Consider the following 19,392-nt stretch of genomic DNA (forward strand, 5'->3'; position numbering starts at 1 on the left):
TATGCACATGTCGCTATCGCGTCAGCCTGATATCGGCAGTCACAACGGTTGGCCCATTGGCTCCATCCTTGTCAGTGGTGCGCAGGCGCAGGCCATTATTGCCAACCTTGGTGATGGTCATGCCCGCGACCTTGTCACCGTTGATCACACGCTTCCAGGTGATCGAGAGATTGATGGAATTGCCGCTGCGGCTACCGGAAAGTGCTGATGGGATGCCGGATGGGCCGACATAGTTGCCGCCATACCGGGTACCAGTGGCGCGAATATCCGCTGAAATCGCACGGCGCACCACGACCAGACCGCGACATGTGCCGTTCATCTGCAGGGATGGCCCCGATGTAGTCGAATCGAATGTGCAGTTGACGTTGATCGGTCTGGAGCCGATCTTGGTTGTGACAGTGCCTGTACCCTTCCAGCTTCCTTTCAGCGTAGACAGAAACTGAGCCTCTTGGGCCATGACGGGTGGTGCCAGGAGAGCGGTCGAGAGTGCTATGGTGGAAATCAGCCTGCGGATCATGCGCATCTTCCTTCTGTGTGTGGAGACCGAACGCTCTGCAAATCCTATTGTTCCGTCATCATATCGTAATGGAGCAGCAGCAACCTAAATTGATGTCGCGCGTTTCACGCCAGCTTTCCCTATCCATCTGGAGTTCCCCCAATGTCATTGCTTTCGACCGAACGCGGCGTCACCGCTGGCGGAACGCCCAATACCGGCCTGTCTGATCGCTCGATTTTCGCACTCGCAGCCCTCAATTTCTTTCTTGCAGATGCACGTGACGGGCTCGGGCCATTTCTGGACGCCTTTCTGGCAACAAATGGCTGGTCGGCAATGCAGCTTGGCGTGATCGCGACTGTTGGCGGCCTAATTGGTCTTGCGGCGACACCATTGTGCGGCGCGTTGGTTGACGGCTCCACCTGGAAAAGAACGCTGATCGCGATACCTGTCGTTCTCGTCACCATTGGTGCACTGATCACACTGCTCTTTACCAATGAAGCCGTGGTCTGGACGGGGCAGATCATGACAGCTGTCGTCGGCGCGGTTGTCGGTCCCGCGCTCGCTGGCCTGACATTGGGTTTGGTCGGAGAAAAGCTGTTCTCAAGGCAGATTTCCAGAAACGAGTTCTGGAACCACGGCGGAAACTTCATCTCGCTGTTCGCAACCTATTTTGCCGTTACAGCTTTCGGCATCTCCGGCGTCATTGGTCTAATGATCGTAACGGCCCTTGGAACCCTCATCGCCATCTCGGCCATCGACCCAAAAAAGATCGACCACAAGGTGGCCCGTGGGTTGGGAGAGGATAAGGGCAAGCCGGGGCCATCAGGTGTCAAAGTCCTGTTCAAGGAGCGCGGCCTGATTTTCCTGTCGATCATTCTCCTCATTTTCCATTTCGGCAATGCACCGATGGGACGTCTGATCGCGCAAAACTTCGCCATCGAGCTCAACACACCATTCCGCACCACCGCCATCATCACCGGCGTCGCCCAATTGGCGATGATATTCGTGGCCGCAATCACGCCTTGGCTCATCAGACGTTTCGGGCTTTCCGTCGTGTTCGTGATCGCCCTTGCTGCCCTGCCCGTGCGCGGATTGCTGGCTGCCTCGTTCAGTGACTTCTGGGTGATCTATCCGGTTCAGCTTCTGGATGGTATCGGCGCTGGCCTTTTGGGTATCGCAACGCCCATCGCGGTGGAGCGCATATTGAAGGGTACTGGACGGTTCAATGTGGGCCTCGCCAGCGTGATGACTGTGCAAGGCATCGGCGCATCACTAAGCAACGGAGTCGCTGGCTGGCTGACCACACAGGGCGGCTACGCGCTATCTCATCTTGTGGGTGCCGGAATAGCCGCCATCGCGATCGCCCTCTTCTTCGTCTACCGGCATGACATCGCGCCTGCTCAAAAAGGCGACGGTCAGAAATTGACGGCTTGAAACAAAAAAGGAGGCCGTGGCCTCCTTTTCAATTTCCAGTATCTGTGTTCCATCAGCCTACGAAGGCGCGCTCGATAACGAATTCTGCGGGCTTGTTGTTGGCACCTTCGGTCAGCCCAGCTTTTTCAAGCAGCACCTTGGTGTCTTTCAGCATGGCTGCAGAACCGCAGATCATCCCGCGGTCAATGGCGGGGTCCAGCGGCGGCACGCCAAGGTCAGTAAACATCTTGCCGTTTTCGATCAGGTCGGTAATGCGACCCGTGAACGCATAGTCTTCACGAGTGACTGTGGCGTAGTGCTTCAGCTTGTCGCCCACGATTTCGCTTAGGAATTCGTGGTTCTTGATTTCTTCAACAAGGTCGAAGCCATACTGCAATTCGGCAACATCGCGGCAGGTGTGCGTGAGAATGACTTCCTCGAACTTTTCGTAGGTTTCAGGGTCGCGGATGAGGCTTGCAAATGGCGCAATGCCCGTGCCCGTCGAGAACATGTAGAGACGCTTGCCCGGTGTCAGCGCATCCAGAACCAGCGTACCTGTCGGCTTCTTGCGCATCAGCACTGTGTCGCCCGGCTTGATCTGCTGAAGATGGGATGTCAGCGGACCATCGGGAACTTTGATCGAGAAGAACTCCAGTTCCTCGTCCCATGCGGGGCTGGCAATCGAATAGGCGCGGTAGATGGGCTTTTCACCAACCATCAGGCCAATCATGGCAAATTCGCCAGAGCGGAAACGAAAGCCTGCCGGGCGGGTCATGCGGAAACGGAACAGGTGGTCGGTATAATGTTCGACCGACAGAACCGTCTCGGCATACACACCGTCAGGGATTTTCGCAGCAAATTCTTCCGTCTTGGCTGGAGCGTTCATTCTCTATCGATCCATTTTCAAATTGTGAGCGACACTTTCGTGTGGGGCAATATACCATCTGAACCGACTATTGAAGGTACAGGTTTGTTCATTGCAGCCATGCGCGTAGAAATATTGATCAAAGCCCCGCGCTTGGCAATGGCTCAGACCGCCTTGCGGCTGCGCCAGCTATACGCCTCGCCACCTTCGGATTGCTTGGCCGTCGGCTGGTAATAAACGTCGATGGCTGGCAGGCAGTTTTCGGAGAGGCGACGAATGGCCGTCTCGTTCGTCACAGCAAAGCTGGTAAAGCCGGTGCGCAGCATGAGCGGAACCTGGTCAATCAAGACATCGCCCACGGCTCTAAGCTCACCGTCATAACCCAATCTCGAACGCAACAGCGAAGCGTGGCTGAAGCCTCGGCCATCGTTGAATGCAGGAAAGCTCACCGCTACAAGCCCGATGCGGTCAATGAAGGGACGCAGCTTTTCCACGTCATCGGCGGGGCCAATCAGCACGCCAAGACCGACATCATTGCTTTCCTCTGCGCGTGCAATGAAGGCATCGAAACCGAGCACCGCATGCTGGTCACCCTCAGCCTTCACTTCCTCCGTTTCGATGACCCAAGGGTCGTTATCCACGAAACCGCTCTCGTTCCAAATCTTTGTCATGATACGGTTCCTTATGCGGCTGCAGATGCGGTCGGATAGAGTGCTTCCTTGAAAGGCTGCGCTCCGACGCGGCGATAGGCCTGAAGGAAAGTCTCCTCCTTGGACAGGCGCAGACCAAGATAGGTATCGACAACGGTTTCCACCGCGTCAGTCACCTTCTCTGGCTCAAAACCACGCCCGATGATTTCACCAATGGACGAGTTCTCGTCGCCTGACCCACCAAGCGTGATCTGGTAAAGCTCTGCACCCTTCTTCTCCACCCCCAAAAGGCCGATATGGCCGACATGGTGGTGGCCGCAGGCATTGATGCAGCCGGAAATCTTGATTTTCAACTCACCAATTTCGGCCTGACGCTCTGGTGCGCCGAAACGGTTGGAGATTTCCTGAGACACTGGAATAGAGCGCGCATTGGCCAGCGCGCAATAATCCAAGCCGGGACAGGCAATGATATCGGTAATCAACCCGGCATTGGCGGTGCCCAGACCCGCACCCGCAAGCGCCCGATAGACCGGCTCAAGATCAGCCAGCGCCACATGCGGCAGAATAATATTCTGCTCGTGGCTGATACGGATTTCATCCAGCGCATATTCTTCCGCGATATCAGCGACAAGCTCCATCTGCTCGTCGGTCGCGTCGCCCGGAATGCCACCGATGGGCTTCAGCGAAACGGTGACCATGCCGTAATCAGGGTTCTTATGCGGCTGGACATTCTGGTCCACCCAACGGGCGAAATCCGGATCGGCCTTCTTCCACCGAGCAAGGGTCTCCCAACCTTCGGGGCGCGCCTTCAAATCCGGCAAAGCGAAATAGGATGTGATGGCGGCGATATCCGCATCCGGAAGCTTCAGTTCAGTGTTTTTCAGCTGTGCGAACTCGGCTTCCACCTGACGCGACAGCTCTTCGACTCCTGTCTCATGCACCAAAATCTTGATGCGCGCCTTGTACTTGTTGTCGCGACGGCCATGCAGATTGTAAACACGCATGATCGCGGTCGTGTAGGACAGCAGATCTTCCTCAGGCAGGAAATCGTTGATCTTCTTGGCGATCATCGGTGTTCTGCCCTGCCCGCCGCCAACATAGACTGCGAAGCCGATTTTGCCGTCATCATTCTTTTTCAGATGCAGGCCAATGTCGTGCACCTGAATGGCGGCACGGTCGCGCTCTGCTCCGGTCACCGCAATCTTGAACTTACGTGGTAGGAACGAAAACTCAGGATGTACGGACGACCATTGACGCAGGATTTCAGCGTAAGGACGTGGATCGGCCACCTCATCTGCGGCAGCACCGGCAAAATGGTCGGCCGTCACGTTACGAATACAGTTCCCCGATGTCTGAAGGGCGTGCATTTCAACGCTTGAGAGCTCAGCTAGAATATCCGGCGTATCGGCAAGGCGGGGCCAGTTATACTGGATGTTTTGACGCGTGGTGAAGTGGCCGTAACCGCGATCATATTTGCGCGCAATATGGGCAAGCATCCGCATCTGCTTCGCATTCAGCGTTCCATAGGGAATGGCGACGCGCAGCATGTAGGCATGAAGCTGGAGGTAGACGCCGTTCATCAGTCGCAACGGCTTGAAGGCATCCTCGGCCAGTTCGCCGGAAAGGCGTCGTTCTACCTGGTCGCGGAACTGCTCCACGCGGCCCTGGACAAAAGCATGGTCGAACTCGTCGTAACGGTACATGGTATTCCTCAGACTGCGATGAATGCTGCGTCGGCTGCCTTGAAGCCGGTGGCGTAATGAATGGTTGGCCCTGCTGCGCGGATCCGTTCGCGCAGGCGTGTCGGCCAAAGCTGGCCGTTCTCTTCTGTCACGTCGACAATGTTGACATCCACGACCTTGTTGGCCGAAAAATCGCGTTTGCCGATCTGCTCAAGCGAAGCTTCTGCTTCCGCGTGGCGGGCAACAAGTGCGGACTGGAGATCTTCGGTCCACTCACCGTTTGCGTTGAGCCATACCGCAATGCCGTCATCGAGACGGTTGGCCGTCAGAACCTTGTCAACCATTTGCATACTCCTGCTTCAGGTCTGAAGGCGCATCGGCAAAGGCCAGCGCTTCGGACCGTTCGAAATTCGCACCCGCAACGGCATCACCAATGATGACCATGACCGGACCAGTCAGTTCATCGCGGTGTTCCAGTTGCGGCAAATCCTTCAATGTACCGTGCATCAGCCGGCGGTAAGGCCTGCTGGCATTTTCAATGACCGCGACCGTTGTATCGGCATTGAGACCGGCGCTCATCAAACGGGTCGCCACGGATGCCGCCACAGTGCGGCCCATATAAACGGCAATCGTTGCGCCTGAGACGGCCAGTCGAGCCCAATCCGGCAGTATATCCCCGGCCAGATCGTGGCCCGTGGTGAAAATCAGCGATGATGCGATGCCGCGCAGCGTGAGCGGCAGCTCAAAGTCAGCGGCGGCGGCAAAGGCGGAGGTGATGCCCGGCACAATTTCGTAGCCGATACCGGCTTCCCGCAGTGCCGCCATCTCCTCGCCCGCACGACCGTAAACAAGCGGATCTCCAGACTTCAGGCGCACGACCCGCTTGCCCTCTTCGCCAAGCGAAACGAGCAGCTTGTTGATGTCGGACTGAGATTTGGAATGACAGCCCTTACGCTTGCCAACAGACAGGCGCTCGGCATCTCTGCGGCCCATATCCACGATTTCCTGCGGCACCAGCGCGTCGTAAACAATAACGTCGGCCTGCATCAGCACGCGCTGTGCGCGCAATGTCAGCAGGTCTTCAGCACCTGGACCGGCACCTACCAGCCAGACATAACCCTCCGGCCGTTCTGGATTGGCGAGAAGCTGGTGTGCGGCCTTATTGGCTGCGTCCACATCATTCAAAGCCACCGAGTCGGCGACGCTGCCAGTAAAGAAGCGGCGCCAGAAGTTGCGACGCAGTGCGCCCTTCTTGATGTTCTGTTCCGCCGCATCCCGGTACTCGACAGCCAGACGCAGCAAATGCCCGAGCGATGGTGCAAGCATCTGGTCGATCCGCGCGCGGACCATCTGGCCCAGCACAGGCCCTGCCCCCTCGGTACAGATTGCTACGGCAAGAGGCGCACGGGAAACGAGACCCGGCGTATAGAAATCACAATAGCCGGGCTGATCCACTGCATTGGCAGGGATCGCTTTGGCGCGCGCGGCATCCACAATCTCACGGTCGAGCGCTTCTTCGCCCGTTGCCGCGAAAACCAGCACCATGCCGTCCACAAGCTCTGGCGAGAATGGAAGCGGGTGGTGGGAAACCTTGCCTTGGCCGAGCAGTGCCGCGTAGTCATCCTGCGGCGCATCGGCAAAAGCGCGGATATCAGCGCTGGTATTCAGCAGCAGGCGCACCTTGGCATAGGCCTCATCGCCATTTCCAAAAACCGCGACAGGACGCTTGTCCACCTTGAAAAAAGCGGGAAAAGTCGTAAGCCGGTGGTCAGCCCTATCTGAAGCGGTCTTAAGCATGCTCATAATATGTCCGATCCGGCGTCAGGATTGAAGGTACAGAAATTCCCTTGCCATAGTGCAGTAGATTATTATTTCTGGGCAAGCGTTGATTTGGAGGAAAACAAACCGACGCATCGAATGTGTCACGCTGTTGTAATCCCACACATTTCGCGCACCCATCCGTATCTTTTTTCAGCAGATTCGGACCAAAGCGTCCAATCGTTAGGCATCAATCGAACAGGATCACGAACTTGACCAAACACACGATAGCGTCCCGCTTGCTCGATGTCATCGAGAACGACATTCTCCCCCTCACGTCAAAGGGTGTTGCGCTTGGCAACAAGGTGTTTGGTGCAGCGATTCTGCGAAAGTCTGATCTTTCGCTGGTTGTTGCGGAAACCAACAATGAGCTGGAGAACCCGCTGTGGCACGGCGAAGTCCACACGCTGAAACGCTTCCACGAATTGGGAGAAAAGCCTGACACGAAAGACCTCATCTTTCTGTCGACGCACGAACCGTGCACCATGTGTATGTCGGCGATTACCTGGGCGGGCTTTGATAACTTCTACTCCTTTTTCAGCCATGAGGATTCCCGCGATGCCTTCGCCATTCCGCATGACTTGAAAATCCTCAAGGAAGTTTTCGGGCTTGAGCCGGGCGGCTACAGGCGCAGCAACGCGTTCTGGAACTCGTACTTCATTGCCGACCTTGTCGAGTCCGAAGCCGAGCCTCTTCGTTCCCGCCTAAAGGATCAGACAGCCCGTATCAAAGCGGCATACGACGCTCTCTCATCAGACTATCAGTCGTCGAAAGATGACAACAACATTCCCCTGAATTGAAAACCGCAGAAAGCAGTCACATGGAAGCCTCGAAGGATATTTCCCGTCTCATCGAGATCATGGAAGCGTTACGCAATCCCCAGACCGGATGCCCTTGGGACATCGTCCAGACGTTCGAGACCATCAAGCCCTATACGGTCGAGGAAGCCTACGAGGTTGCTGACGCGATTGAGCGTAACGACATGGACGACCTCTGCGAAGAACTGGGCGACCTGTTGTTGCAGGTGGTTTTCCACTCACGTATAGCAGAAGAAATGGGCGCGTTTTCTTTCGGTGATGTCGTCCAAGCGGTCACCACAAAGATGATCCGACGCCATCCCCACGTTTTCGCGGTCTCTGGCGCAGACACGGCGGAATCCGTCAAGATTCAGTGGGATGCCATCAAGAAACAGGAAAAGCAGGAGCGCGCCGAGCGCCGCCTCGCACACGGCATTACCGGTGATTTCAAAGCAGGATTTCTGGGTAGCGTTGCACGCACGCAGCCAGCGCTAACGGAAGCTTTGAAACTTCAAGAGCAAGCCGCACGCGTTGGCTTTGATTGGTCGGAGCCGGAGCCGATCCTCGACAAGATCGAGGAAGAAGTGCGCGAGTTGCGCGAGGCACTCGCGCAAGGAAAGCCGGACAGGGTTGCCGATGAACTGGGCGATCTCATATTCGCCCTCGTCAACATCGGTCGACATGTGAAGGCAGACCCGGAAAACGCGCTGCGCGGCACCAACACAAAGTTCCGTCGCCGCTTTCACCACATAGAGACATCTTTGACGGAAAGCGGAGAAACGCTGGAGGCAGCGACGCTGGAACGTATGGAAGAACTGTGGCAATCGGCAAAAGCTATCGAGCGCACATTATCAAAGTGATGATTGAAGGGATCTCGCGTTTGCGAGGTCCCCCATTTTTCCAGCACCTCAGCGCTGCCAATCATCCTCGGCAGGTTTCTGGCCCTTGCCGGTGCGTCTTTCAAGCTCTTGCCACAGGGCGTCTGAAAGGCGCAGATCAAGCGTCACTGAACCGTCCTCGTTATCCTCACGAGAATCAACGATGGCATTGTCATAGACCCAGGAAAGCTGGTGCAACTGCTCGACGCTCAGCGTGGCGGTCATTGGCAGGAGAACGCCGGACAGGCGACGAGAAATCTCGTCCATCAGGCTATCAACGCCCTCACCCGTGATGGCCGACACGGCGCGAACATTGTTCCGTCCTTCGGCTTTGTGCATGATAGCGTCGTGCGCTTCCGGCTCCAGCCGATCAACCTTGTTCCATACCTCGATGATCCGCTCGTCAGCGACCTTATCATCAATGCCCAGATCATTCAGAATACGCAGCACGTCGCCCGATTGCGCAGCATTGTCAGGGTCTGACATATCACGGATGTGCAGGATAAGGTCTGCCTCCAGCACCTCTTCCAGGGTCGCACGGAAGGCGGCCACAAGATGGGTGGGCAGGTCGGAAATAAATCCAACCGTGTCTGACATGATGACTGTGCGGCCGTGCGGCAGCTTCATGCGGCGCAGTGTCGGGTCCAGCGTGGCAAACAGCATGTCCTCAGCCAGAACCCCTGCACCAGTAATGCGGTTGAACAGCGTGGACTTGCCAGCATTGGTATAACCGACGAGCGCGACGATGGGGTGAGGCACTTTGCGGCGCTTGGCGCGGTGGAGCTGGCGCGTACGCACCACCTGCTCCAACTCGCGCTCCAGCTTGACGATCTTGTCTTGCAGCAAACGGCGGTCGGCCTCGATCTGCGTTTCACCGGGACCGCCCATGAAGCCCGCACCACCGCGCTGACGTTCAAGGTGGGTCCAGCTTCTGACCAGACGACCCTTCTGATAATTCAGATGGGCGAGATCAACCTGCAGCGTTCCTTCTTTTGTGGATGCGCGACGACCAAAAATTTCAAGGATAAGACCGGTGCGATCAATGACCTTAGCGTTCCATTCTTTTTCAAGATTGCGCTGCTGCACCGGCGTCAAAGGATGGTCGATGATAACGAGACCTGCGTCCGTTTCATTTAGAAGCTGCTTGATTTCCTCTATCTTGCCGCTGCCGAACAAGGTTCCAGGCTTCGGCTGATTGACCGGAACGATAAGGCCTTGAGTAATATGGAGATCAATGGCCAGAGCGAGGCCCTTGGCTTCCTCAAGCTTGGCTTCCATGGTGCGAGGGGCAGTTGTTGCCGAGGCTTCTTTCGGCTGCCGTCCCTGTTTCAAAACCGGGATAATCACCACAGCACGCATATCGTCCCGGTGCTTTTCGAGTTCCGGGATGATGGATTCGTTGGATGTGTCGCGTGTTGAAATGAGCCCGCACCTTTTCATTATCTGCCGTAGCGCGACGGAAATGTCCGGCGCATGTCATAGAAAACAACGGTCCCCGGCTAAGGTTCCGTTGTCCATCAACTCATGAGGTGGATGACGATCAGATCGCCTTTGCCGTTACGCGGCACCCTCTTCCGATTCGAACATCTGCATGGGTTGCCCCGGCATGATCGTCGAGATTGCATGCTTGTAGACAAGTTGAGAATGCCCGTCACGACGAAGAAGAACGCAGAAATTGTCGAAGGATGTAACAACACCGGTCAGTTTGACGCCGTTGATCAAGAAAATGGTCAACGAGATCTTTTGCTTGCGAACGGTATTGAGAAACAGATCTTGCAGGTTTTGAGAACGTTCCGCCATGGCGCCGATTCTTTCTTTCTTGCCCGGATGGGAGACCGGGAAATAAACAATCAATAATAGGATCGGTTGAAACTTGTCCCCCGTCAGCCGATCAGCAACTCTGGTATCAAATCACGATCTGTTCCGCAATGTGGAAAAACTCACCCCAATTTCTCGGAAGGTCCTTTTTCCCTTCGAAACCAAAGATATTAGAAATATTGAATTGATACACGGAATAGCTGTTCAACCTCCCGCACTGCGTCTGATGACGCGAAAAGGACGACTCTGTCCTTCGCCTTGATTTTCGTAGATCCATCCGGACGAAGAACTTTCTTGTCGCGGTAGATCACGCCGATTCGCACGCCCTGCGGAAAGTCTATGTCCCGCAACGCCTGCCCCACCAATGGCGAGGTATCCAGTGCCTCGGCTTCAATGATTTCGCCATTGCCCCTTTGCACGGCATAGACAGAGCGGATTCGGCCTTTTCGAACATGCTGCAAGACACGTGAGATCGTCACGGCTCGTGGATTGATGTAGGCGTCCAGCGCGAGCGACTTGGCCACATCATGGAAGGATGGTCCGTTCAACAAGGCAAGGTTGGACTTGCAGCCAAGCTGTTTTGCCATCACGGCACCAAGAATGTTGGTCTGGTCGTTATTGGTCAGCGTGACGATCAGATCCGCATCAGCGATATCGGCCTGATGCAATATCTTCTGGTCCAGCACGGAGCCATTCAAGACAATTGTGGAATTCAGTCTTTCAGAGGCTGCAACAGCGCGCTCCCGATCAGACTCGATGATCTTGACCCGTGTTTTCGGCTGAAGCTGCTCAATGGAGCGCGCAACATACTGGCCGATATTGCCTCCGCCAGCGATCACGATGCGACTGGCTTCCTTTTCTTCGTGACCAAAAAGTCCAAGCGTTCGGCGTGCGTGTTGCTGCTGGCAGATGACATAGGCCAAATCGCCAAACCGGAGCTGCTCTGCCGAGTCGACGGCCTTGAGATGGCCATCCCTGTAAACCCCGACCACGGTTGCGACGAGATCGGGAAAGAGGTGGCTGAGTTGCTGCAGCGGCGTGTTGATAACGGGACAATCTTCCATGCATTCAATCGCCAGCATGAAAACATTATCGTCAGCGAAGCGAACGACATCCGTGGCGCCGGGAAATGCGATGCGCCGCAGGACCATCTTGCCGACCTCGATTTCAGGCGAAATCGTCACGTCGATTGACATGTTCTCACGGCTGAAAAGGTCGCCATATTCGGGCGCGAGGTAATTCTGGTCACGGATACGGGCGACTTTCGTCGGAACATTAAACAGAGCGTGAGCCACTTCGCAGGCCACGATGTTGATTTCATCATGGAGCGTAACGGCGATGATCATGTCGGCTTGGTCGGCGCCCGCCTTGGCCAGCATATCCGGATGAGCGCCATGCCCGACATAGCCGCGAACGTCGAGCGTTTCGGTGATCGCCGCAATCAGTGCCGATGAGGTATCGATAACGGAAACCTCGTTATCTTCCCGCGACAATTGTTCGGCAATGCCGTAGCCCACCTGGCCAGCACCACAAATGATGACTTTCATACGCTCTCTCTGACGGAAATTTGCCGCAACTGCGGATCGTTATACGCCGAGCGATTTCAATTTGCGATGCAGTGCTGAGCGTTCCATGCCAACAAATTCTGCCGTCCGCGAAATATTTCCGCCAAACCGGTTGATCTGCGCCACCAGATAGTCTCGCTCGAACATTTCGCGGGCTTCACGCAGGGGCAACGTCATGATGTGCTGGTCGCCTTGAGCGGCGATTCTCGGCAGCATGTCGCCAATATCGGCGGGCAACATATCGGCAGATATCGGCATGTCATTGCCCTCGGGCCGTGCGAGAATCATCAGGCGTTCGATGTTGTTGCGCAGCTGGCGTATATTGCCCGGCCAGTCATGCGTTTGAAGAACCGCCATAGCGTCATCGCCGATCTTGCGTGGACGGATGCCTGCCTGCTCTGAAATCTGGCGCATAAACATATCGACCAGATACGGAATATCTTCGCGACGCTCAGACAGCGCGGGCACCTTGACCGGAACAACGGCGAGCCGGTGGTACAGGTCCTCGCGGAACAGACCGTCGGCAATCAGCCCTTCCAGATTATGCGCCGTGGAGGAGATGATGCGAACATCGACCTTCACCCGCTTTCCACCGCCAACGCGCTCGAACTGCTGATCGACAAGCACGCGCAGAATCTTGTTCTGCGTTTCGCGCGGCATTTCACCCACTTCATCGAGGTAGAGAACGCCGCGATGGGCCTCTTCCAGTGCGCCGACCTTGCGCGGCTGGCCCGGCAGGCCTTCCGTGCCAAACAATGCGATTTCCATCCGGTCAGGTGTGATGGTCGCGGCGTTCAACGCCACAAATGGTCCGGTTGCCCGCGATGACTTCTTATGAATCATGCGCGCCACCAGCTCCTTCCCGGAACCGGAGGGGCCAAGGATCATGATCCGGCTGTTGGTGGGCGAAACGCGGTCAATGGTCTGGCGCAGCTGCGAAACCGCAAGCGATGCACCGATCAGCTCGACTGCATCGCCGGTGCGCTTTTTCAGTTCCGACACTTCGCGCTTGAGCTTGGAGTTTTCCAGAGCACGCTCAGCAATGAGAATCAGCCGATCTGCCTTGAAGGGCTTCTCGATAAAGTCGAACGCCCCACGTTTGATCGCGTTGACGGCGGTTTCAATATTGCCGTGGCCGGAGATCATCACGACGGGAAGGTCGGGATGGCGGCTCTTGATTTCGTCAAGAAGCGCCAGACCGTCCAGCTTGCTGCCCTGCATCCAGATATCAAGAAAGATCAGCCGAGGCACACGCTCGGAAATGGCTGCCAGCGCGCTGTCGCTGTCAAACGCCATGCGGGTTTCATGACCTTCGTCGGACAGGATGCCTGCAACGATCTCGCGGATGTCAGCCTCATCGTCAACGACCAGAATATCAGACGCCATATGCAATTTCCTTGTCTTTCTCGCTGGCTGCCACATCGACACGCGGCAGCAGCACTCTAATCATGGCGCCATGGCCATGATCGAAATCGGCGGGCGCATCATGCAACTCAAGATGACCACCGTGCTCTTCAATAATTTTCTTGACGATCGCGAGGCCCAGACCTGTGCCCTTGTCGCGCATCGTCATATAGGGCTCAAGAATGCGGTGCCTGTTTTCCACGGGCAAACCACGGCCATTGTCGATCACATCCGCAATGAACCGGTTGTTTTCTTCGTCGTAGGACGCACGCACAAGGATTCTCCCCTCACGCGGCGTATCACTCGTCTCGACCGATTCGATGGCCTCAGCCGCATTCTTGATGAGGTTTCCGAATGCCTGACCGAGCATGCGCGCATCGAACATGCCTTCGAGTTCACGCGCGCCAAGCTCCGTTGCGAACCTCACATGGGCCGCGCCCATTTCCCGCAGGAATGTCGCGTCCTTCAGAATCGTGCGCAAATCTGAAAGCTCTTTCGTAGGCTTTGGCATGCGGGCAAAAGCGGAGAATTCATCCACCATGCGACCGATATCGCCAACCTGTCGAACGATGGTATCCGTACACTGATCAAACACAGCGCGGTCACCCTCGTCAAGGATTTGCTTGCCAAACCGACGCTTGATGCGCTCGGCGGATAGCTGGATCGGCGTCAGCGGGTTCTTGATTTCATGGGCGATGCGGCGCGCGACCTCGGACCATGCGGTGGATCGCTGAGCGATGACCAGGTCGGTGATGTCATCGAGCGTGATGACGTAGGATTCGTGGCCATCGCGTGCGTCTTCGCGGGTCACCTGCACGTTCAATGTGCGTTCCTTGCCGCGCCTGATGATGTTGATCTGCTTGCGGAAATCCATTCGCGCAGAAGCGGTTGCTTCCGTTACGACCTGCTCTATCTCAGGCGCAACCTCAACGAGAGGTGAGCCGACGAGCCTGTCGGATGGCACGGCCAGGAATTCCTCGGCAGACGGATTGGCGATGGTGATGTTGCGATGTTCATCAACCCCGATAACAGCCGCCGTCACACCAGACAGAACAGCCTCGATAAAGCGGCGGCGGTTGTCGATGTCGTCTTTCGCCTCGATGATTTCATCCTGCTGGCTGCGGATTTCCGAAATCATCTTGTTAAACGTGCGCGCCAATCGGCCCACGTCGCCGTCCACAGCACGCACAGGCACCAGAACATGCATATTGCCCATTGCCACACTGTCGGCGGCGCTGATCAACAAGCGGATGGGCCGAACGATTCTGTCGGCAATGGCAATGGCCGTCCAGATGGCGGCAAGCAGAACAATCAGCGCAAAGCCGAGATAGAGGATAGCGAAGGCGATCTGCAATGGCGCCCGGCCGGCTTCCATCGCCTTGTACTCGGCCCGGTTTTCCTCCATCTGCCGCATCGCCGCCATGACCTTGGGGTCCACGGCGCGAACGGTGTAAAGAAAAGTGCCGCCAATGCCTTCCAGCTTGATGATGGCACCGACAAGATTGGTAACGCCGGGCGGAATGAGGGTTGGCTGGCCAGCAGCAGCCTTTTCCAGCGCATCCTGCGGAATGGCAGGTAGCGGCCTTTCCGTCTTGATGTCAGCCTGCACGACGGCATCGCCATCTTCCTGAACCAGAAAAGCACCCAGGAAGCCGCGGCCCTTGGCTTGACGCGTCATAAGCTCAACAAAGCCGGTACGATCGAGATAGAACAGCGCGCGGTTCCGGTCCAGATCGGTGGCCATGGACAGGGTTTGGCCCTGAAGATAGCCAGCATTTTCAAGCATATAGGCTTGAGCAATATTGCTGGACGAATCCACGATGGACTGCGTGCGCAGCGCAAACCAACGATCCAGACCGACATTGAGGGTGATACTGGCGAACACCGCAACGAGAATGGCAGGCGTAATCGCGACAATGGAAAACAACCCAACGATACGAACGTGGAGCCGTGCTGCTGCGCGGCCCCTGCGCCGCGCCTTCACCAACCGGCCAATTTCGCGACCGATCAGATACATCAAGCCCAGCACCAGCAGAGAGTTGATGACGACGGAGGCGATAACGACGTTTGTGGTGGGTGCGATAGGGGTGAGACCCAGCAGCACGAACAGCGTGAGTGTGGCGCAGACCAGCGCAACGCCTGCCAGCACCAGACCCGGCAAGGCAAAAGACATTCTTCGGTCAGCGATCACTATGTCTGCCGACGCACGGTCGGAAACCTTATCTGGGACAGGTTTGCGCATCGAACATTTTCCTATGCCGCGTAATGCAGCACCATAATCTTGAAAAAGACCGCTGGACGCTGCGAAGCGACACCTGCGGTCCCGTGATTTTCAAGCAACACAATGTGGCGAAAATGCAACGACTGATGACTCTTGTCAACCGTTCAAGCAGTTCGTGAACTACGGTAAACAGATACGCCCAGCTCACGAATCTTCTTACGCAGGGTATTTCGGTTCAACCCCAGCAAGTCAGCAGCCTTGATCTGGTTGCCACGTGTGGCGGTTAGCGCCGCGAGTATGAGCGGATACTCCATCTCGCGTAATACGCGATCATAAAGCCCTGCTGGCGGCAGGTTTTCGCCGAAACCGGAGAAGTAATCGCGCATGTTTTCTTCAACGGCCTGAGAGATCGTCAGCGATCCATTGCGGACAGCAGTGCGATCAATCGGGCTGTCAGGAACGTCAGACTGAAGCTCCTGATCGATGATTTCGCGTGTGATAACTTCCTGTGGATAGAGCGCCATCAGGCGGCGAATGAGGTTCTCCAATTCACGCACATTGCCCGGCCAGGCATAGGCTTTCATCAGTTCCAGTGCTTCCGTCTCGAAGCGCTTGCCTTCCAAGCCCTCCTTCTCACCCGTCTGGATGAAATGGCGAACGAGGTCTGGAATGTCCTCCGCACGGTCGCGCAGAGGCGGCAACCGCAGAGGAACGACGTTGAGGCGATAATAAAGGTCCTCTCGGAACAGGCCCTGATTGATCGAGGTTTTCAAATCCTTGTTGGTTGCGGCAACGATGCGCACATCCGTGCGGATCGGCGTACGTCCCCCAACCGTGGTATATTCGCCCTGCTGAAGTACGCGCAGCAGACGGGTCTGGGCATCCATCGGCATGTCGCCGATTTCATCCAGAAACAACGTGCCGCCTTCAGCCTGCTCAAACCGGCCGGTGGAGCGGTTCTGCGCGCCAGTAAACGCGCCCTTCTCATGCCCGAACAGCTCTGATTCGATCAGGTCTCGCGGAATAGCGGCCATGTTGATGGCGACGAACGGGCCGTTGCGGCGTTTGCCATAATCATGCAGCGCACGGGCAACGAGTTCCTTACCCGTGCCGGATTCGCCTGTGATCATCAGCGTCAGGTCGGTCTGCATCAGGCGCGCAAGCACGCGGTAGATTTCCTGCATTGCAGCGGATCTGCCAACCAGCGGCATGCCGTCCTGCATGTCATCATCCAGCTTCGCAGGCTTGCGCTTGGGCTCGGACAATGCCCGACCGATGATCGCGATCAGTTCGGTCAGATCGAAGGGCTTGGGCAGATAGTCGTAAGCACCTTTTTCAGAGGCCTTGATGGCCGTCATGAAGGTGTTCTGCGCGCTCATGACCAGCACCGGCAAATCTGGCCGAGCCTTTTTGATACGCGGCAAAAGGTCGAATGCGTTCTCATCCGGCATCACCACATCGGTCACGACCAAATCGCCCTCGCCCGCTGCCACCCAGCGCCACAGCGTCGCCGCGTTGGAGGTAATGCGGACATCATACCCGGCACGGCTGAGAGCCTGATTGAGAACGGTACGGATGGCCGCATCATCATCGGCCACGAGAATCGTTGCTGTCATCGATTTAGTCCTGTCGGGTTCGGCAAAATGTCGTCAGCCGCCACTTCGGGGGAAACGGGCATCAAAACGCGGAATGTGGTGCGGTGATTCTGGCTGTCGCATTCAACAATGCCGCCATGGGCACCGATGAGTTTTGCAACGAGCGCAAGGCCCAGACCGGAACCGTTGGTCTTGGTGGTAATAAACGGGTCAAAAAGATGCGGCACAAGGTCTGCCGGAACGCCGGGACCATTGTCGTGCACGCAGAACTCCAGCGGCAGTGAAATTCGCTCACGACTGCCTGCCACCGAGAGACGAATACCTGGGCGGTAGGCCGTCGTCAGGATGATCTCGCCATCCTGCTGATTGCCAACCGCCTCGGCAGCATTTTTGACCAGATTGAGAAAGACCTGCACCAATTGGTCGCGGTTGGCATAAACGGGCGGCAGGGATGGATCGTAGTTTTCGCTGATCTTGACGTTGCGGGCGAAGCCAGCCTTCGCCACAGCCTTCACGTGGTCCAGCACCGAGTGAATGTTGATCGGCATGCGATCGACCGGGCGCTCATCGGAGAATATCTCCATCCGATCAACCAGCGAGACGATGCGATCCGTCTCATCGCAGATCAACCGCGTCAGCGAGCGGTCTTCGTCAGGTACCGACGTTTCCAGCAACTGCGCGGCACCGCGAATGCCGGAGAGTGGGTTTTTGATTTCATGGGCTAACATGGATGCCAGGCCAGTAACGGAGCGAGCCGCAGCGCGATGCGTCAACTGGCGATCAATCTTGTCCGCCATGGAGCGTTCCTGAAACACCACGACGACCGAACCGGGCTCACTAACAACAGGTGCCACATAGAGGTCAACGACCTTGTCCTGCCCAAGACGCGGCGATGACAGGTCAACCCGATATTCATTGACCGGCGCACGCCGCTCCCGCACCTGATCAATCAGGGCCAAAAGCGGACTGCCAAAGGGAATGAAGGTGGAAATGCGGTAACGCGCCAGATGCGTGGCGCTTGCCCCAAAAAAGGCCTCCGCCTCCCAGTTTGCAAAGGCGATGAAGCCTTCGCCATCCACGAGAATGACGGGGTTCTGCACGGCGTTGAGAACAGCCATGGCAAGCGCGTTTGCTCCGCCGCCGGGAGGTGCGGTATCTACGCTCATGCGGCTTTCCTCGCGGCGGAAATTTCCGCACCCTGCTGCAGGGCGGAGCGCAGAAGCTCCGTCACCTGCGCGCTGTTTTTAGATGTCATGATAGAAACCTTGTCATCTGTCTTCATGTCTGGCGCAAACCGATCCAGATACCATCCGAGATGTTTGCGCGCGTGACGAAGTCCGGCCTCGATACCGTAAAATTCCAGCATCAATTCGTAATGTTCGACTGCGATGTCGGCGATCTCTTCAACCTTTGGCGGCACATGGCCCGCAAGAACCGCCGGCAGCCAGGGCTGACCCTGAGCCCCTCGCCCGACCATGACAGCATCCGCGCCCGAACGGCGCAGAATTTCGCTGGCGTCGGCAGAGGTTTCCACGTCACCATTGGCAATCAGCGGTACGGATATGACATCGCGAACTGCCTTGATCGCATCCCAATTGGCTTTTCCCTCATAGAACTGCATGCGTGTGCGGCCGTGAATGGTGATGAGCTTCACGCCAGCGGCTTCAGCACGTGCAGCAATCTCCGGCGCATTGATGGAATCATCGTCCCAGCCCAGCCGCATCTTCAAGGTTACCGGCACGTTGACAGCCTTCACCGTCGCTTCAATGAGGCTCAAGGCGTGGTCCGGCTCACGCATCAATGCGGAACCGGAATAGCCGCCCGTCACCTTCTTTGCCGGGCAACCCATATTGATATCGATGATGCCGGCACCGTTATCGGCAGATATTTTCGCCGCTTCAGCCATCCAGTGTGCCTCGCGCCCCGCAAGCTGCACCATATGCGGAACCATGCCCGCATTTTTCAGCCTCGCCCATGATTCGCCTCTGTTTGCGACGAGTTCACGGCTGGCTACCATCTCCGTCACCACCAGACCCGCGCCGAACCGCCAGGCAAGCTTGCGGAACGGCAGGTCGGTTACGCCAGACATGGGTGCAAGCACCGCGCGGTTGCGTACCGTCACGGCATCAATCTGAAATGGGTCTGCCAGCGTTGGAATGGGCAAATGGTCAACTTTCATGCATTTCTAAA

General features: G+C 56.6%; 17 protein-coding genes. 3 read left to right on the top strand and 14 right to left on the bottom strand.

From position 1 onward, the window contains the following. Positions 1-13: 13 nt before the first annotated feature. A complete protein-coding gene (locus IFT53_RS18140) occupies positions 14-523 on the bottom strand; it encodes a hypothetical protein (protein ID WP_446737692.1) in 510 nt (169 codons plus the stop codon). 135 nt (positions 524-658) lie between these two features. On the opposite strand from IFT53_RS18140, the gene IFT53_RS18145 reads away from it, so the two are divergent. Beyond that, the gene (locus IFT53_RS18145; protein ID WP_192066706.1) at positions 659-1,930 is read left to right on the top strand and encodes an MFS transporter; all 1,272 of its coding nucleotides are present in this window, start codon (positions 659-661) and stop codon (positions 1,928-1,930) included. 52 nt (positions 1,931-1,982) lie between these two features. Here IFT53_RS18145 and IFT53_RS18150 read toward each other — a convergent pair whose 3' ends face one another. The 5 genes from IFT53_RS18150 to cysG all read right to left on the bottom strand — a co-directional run bounded on the left by IFT53_RS18150 (position 1,983) and on the right by cysG (position 6,903). Continuing rightward, the gene (locus tag IFT53_RS18150) at positions 1,983-2,795 is read right to left on the bottom strand and encodes a ferredoxin--NADP reductase (RefSeq protein WP_192066707.1); all 813 of its coding nucleotides are present in this window, start codon (positions 2,793-2,795) and stop codon (positions 1,983-1,985) included. A 143-nt stretch (positions 2,796-2,938) separates the two neighbouring features. Further along, the gene (locus IFT53_RS18155; protein ID WP_192066709.1) at positions 2,939-3,445 is read right to left on the bottom strand and encodes a DUF934 domain-containing protein; all 507 of its coding nucleotides are present in this window, start codon (positions 3,443-3,445) and stop codon (positions 2,939-2,941) included. A gap of 11 nt (positions 3,446-3,456) precedes the next feature. Further along, a complete protein-coding gene (locus IFT53_RS18160) occupies positions 3,457-5,127 on the bottom strand; it encodes a nitrite/sulfite reductase (RefSeq protein WP_192066711.1) in 1,671 nt (556 codons plus the stop codon). A gap of 8 nt (positions 5,128-5,135) precedes the next feature. After that, complete coding sequence (locus tag IFT53_RS18165) at positions 5,136-5,450, bottom strand: DUF2849 domain-containing protein (protein WP_042619443.1); 315 nt, start codon at positions 5,448-5,450, stop codon at positions 5,136-5,138. Beyond that, positions 5,443-6,903 (bottom strand): siroheme synthase CysG, encoded by a 1,461-nt coding sequence (cysG, locus tag IFT53_RS18170; RefSeq protein WP_192066982.1) that lies wholly within the window; start codon positions 6,901-6,903, stop codon positions 5,443-5,445. Before cysG ends, IFT53_RS18165 begins: the two co-directional genes overlap by 8 nt. Before the next feature lie 233 nt (positions 6,904-7,136). Between cysG and IFT53_RS18175 the strand changes: the two genes are divergently transcribed. Continuing rightward, positions 7,137-7,724: a deaminase gene (locus tag IFT53_RS18175; protein ID WP_192066713.1), complete on the top strand. Its 588-nt coding sequence runs from the start codon at positions 7,137-7,139 to the stop codon at positions 7,722-7,724. 20 nt (positions 7,725-7,744) lie between these two features. Further along, positions 7,745-8,581 carry a nucleoside triphosphate pyrophosphohydrolase gene (mazG, locus tag IFT53_RS18180; protein ID WP_042619442.1) on the top strand — a complete coding sequence of 279 codons (837 nt, stop codon included), beginning with the start codon at positions 7,745-7,747 and terminating at the stop codon, positions 8,579-8,581. 48 nt (positions 8,582-8,629) lie between these two features. Here mazG and hflX read toward each other — a convergent pair whose 3' ends face one another. The 8 genes from hflX to dusB all read right to left on the bottom strand — a co-directional run bounded on the left by hflX (position 8,630) and on the right by dusB (position 19,381). After that, on the bottom strand, positions 8,630-9,958 hold the full coding sequence (gene hflX, locus IFT53_RS18185; protein ID WP_042619743.1) for a GTPase HflX: 1,329 nt from the start codon (positions 9,956-9,958) through the stop codon (positions 8,630-8,632). Between the two features lie 198 nt (positions 9,959-10,156). After that, positions 10,157-10,399 (bottom strand): RNA chaperone Hfq, encoded by a 243-nt coding sequence (gene hfq / locus IFT53_RS18190; RefSeq protein ID WP_003496145.1) that lies wholly within the window; start codon positions 10,397-10,399, stop codon positions 10,157-10,159. 188 nt (positions 10,400-10,587) lie between these two features. Then, a complete protein-coding gene (gene trkA, locus IFT53_RS18195) occupies positions 10,588-11,964 on the bottom strand; it encodes a Trk system potassium transporter TrkA (RefSeq protein WP_192066715.1) in 1,377 nt (458 codons plus the stop codon). Between the two features lie 39 nt (positions 11,965-12,003). Then, positions 12,004-13,368 (bottom strand): nitrogen assimilation response regulator NtrX, encoded by a 1,365-nt coding sequence (gene ntrX / locus IFT53_RS18200; RefSeq protein WP_042619440.1) that lies wholly within the window; start codon positions 13,366-13,368, stop codon positions 12,004-12,006. After that, positions 13,358-15,628, bottom strand: a complete 2,271-nt coding sequence (locus IFT53_RS18205; protein ID WP_192066717.1) for a sensor histidine kinase NtrY-like — start codon at positions 15,626-15,628, stop codon at positions 13,358-13,360. The genes ntrX and IFT53_RS18205 overlap by 11 nt, the downstream gene beginning before the upstream one ends. 143 nt (positions 15,629-15,771) lie before the next feature. Continuing rightward, positions 15,772-17,223, bottom strand: coding sequence for a nitrogen regulation protein NR(I) (gene ntrC / locus IFT53_RS18210; protein ID WP_042619438.1), 1,452 nt, complete (start codon positions 17,221-17,223; stop codon positions 15,772-15,774). Next, on the bottom strand, positions 17,220-18,368 hold the full coding sequence (locus tag IFT53_RS18215) for a two-component system sensor histidine kinase NtrB (RefSeq protein WP_244656383.1): 1,149 nt from the start codon (positions 18,366-18,368) through the stop codon (positions 17,220-17,222). The genes ntrC and IFT53_RS18215 overlap by 4 nt, the downstream gene beginning before the upstream one ends. Then, a complete protein-coding gene (gene dusB / locus IFT53_RS18220) occupies positions 18,365-19,381 on the bottom strand; it encodes a tRNA dihydrouridine synthase DusB (protein WP_192066718.1) in 1,017 nt (338 codons plus the stop codon). Before dusB ends, IFT53_RS18215 begins: the two co-directional genes overlap by 4 nt. Positions 19,382-19,392: the final 11 nt, after the last annotated feature.

This window comes from Rhizobium sp. CFBP 13644, assembly GCF_014842165.1.
Taxonomy (GTDB): Bacteria; Pseudomonadota; Alphaproteobacteria; order Rhizobiales; family Rhizobiaceae; genus Agrobacterium; species Agrobacterium tumefaciens_C.

Bases quoted from the DNA above. Each gene is read 5' to 3' on its own strand.
- ntrX (WP_042619440.1), bottom strand. From the start codon at position 13,368: ATGGCGTCTGATATTCTGGTCGTTGACGATGAGGCTGACATCCGCGAG.
- IFT53_RS18155 (WP_192066709.1), bottom strand. From the start codon at position 3,445: ATGACAAAGATTTGGAACGAGAGCGGTTTCGTGGATAACGACCCTTGG.
- IFT53_RS18150 (WP_192066707.1), bottom strand. From the start codon at position 2,795: ATGAACGCTCCAGCCAAGACGGAAGAATTTGCTGCGAAAATCCCTGAC.
- trkA (WP_192066715.1), bottom strand. From the start codon at position 11,964: ATGAAAGTCATCATTTGTGGTGCTGGCCAGGTGGGCTACGGCATTGCC.
- mazG (WP_042619442.1), top strand. From the start codon at position 7,745: ATGGAAGCCTCGAAGGATATTTCCCGTCTCATCGAGATCATGGAAGCG.
- IFT53_RS18160 (WP_192066711.1), bottom strand. From the start codon at position 5,127: ATGTACCGTTACGACGAGTTCGACCATGCTTTTGTCCAGGGCCGCGTG.
- cysG (WP_192066982.1), bottom strand. From the start codon at position 6,903: ATGCTTAAGACCGCTTCAGATAGGGCTGACCACCGGCTTACGACTTTT.
- hflX (WP_042619743.1), bottom strand. From the start codon at position 9,958: ATGCGTGCTGTGGTGATTATCCCGGTTTTGAAACAGGGACGGCAGCCG.
- IFT53_RS18205 (WP_192066717.1), bottom strand. From the start codon at position 15,628: ATGCGCAAACCTGTCCCAGATAAGGTTTCCGACCGTGCGTCGGCAGAC.
- hfq (WP_003496145.1), bottom strand. From the start codon at position 10,399: ATGGCGGAACGTTCTCAAAACCTGCAAGATCTGTTTCTCAATACCGTT.
- dusB (WP_192066718.1), bottom strand. From the start codon at position 19,381: ATGAAAGTTGACCATTTGCCCATTCCAACGCTGGCAGACCCATTTCAG.
- IFT53_RS18215 (WP_244656383.1), bottom strand. From the start codon at position 18,368: ATGAGCGTAGATACCGCACCTCCCGGCGGCGGAGCAAACGCGCTTGCC.
- IFT53_RS18140 (WP_446737692.1), bottom strand. From the start codon at position 523: ATGCGCATGATCCGCAGGCTGATTTCCACCATAGCACTCTCGACCGCT.
- IFT53_RS18145 (WP_192066706.1), top strand. From the start codon at position 659: ATGTCATTGCTTTCGACCGAACGCGGCGTCACCGCTGGCGGAACGCCC.
- ntrC (WP_042619438.1), bottom strand. From the start codon at position 17,223: ATGACAGCAACGATTCTCGTGGCCGATGATGATGCGGCCATCCGTACC.
- IFT53_RS18165 (WP_042619443.1), bottom strand. From the start codon at position 5,450: ATGGTTGACAAGGTTCTGACGGCCAACCGTCTCGATGACGGCATTGCG.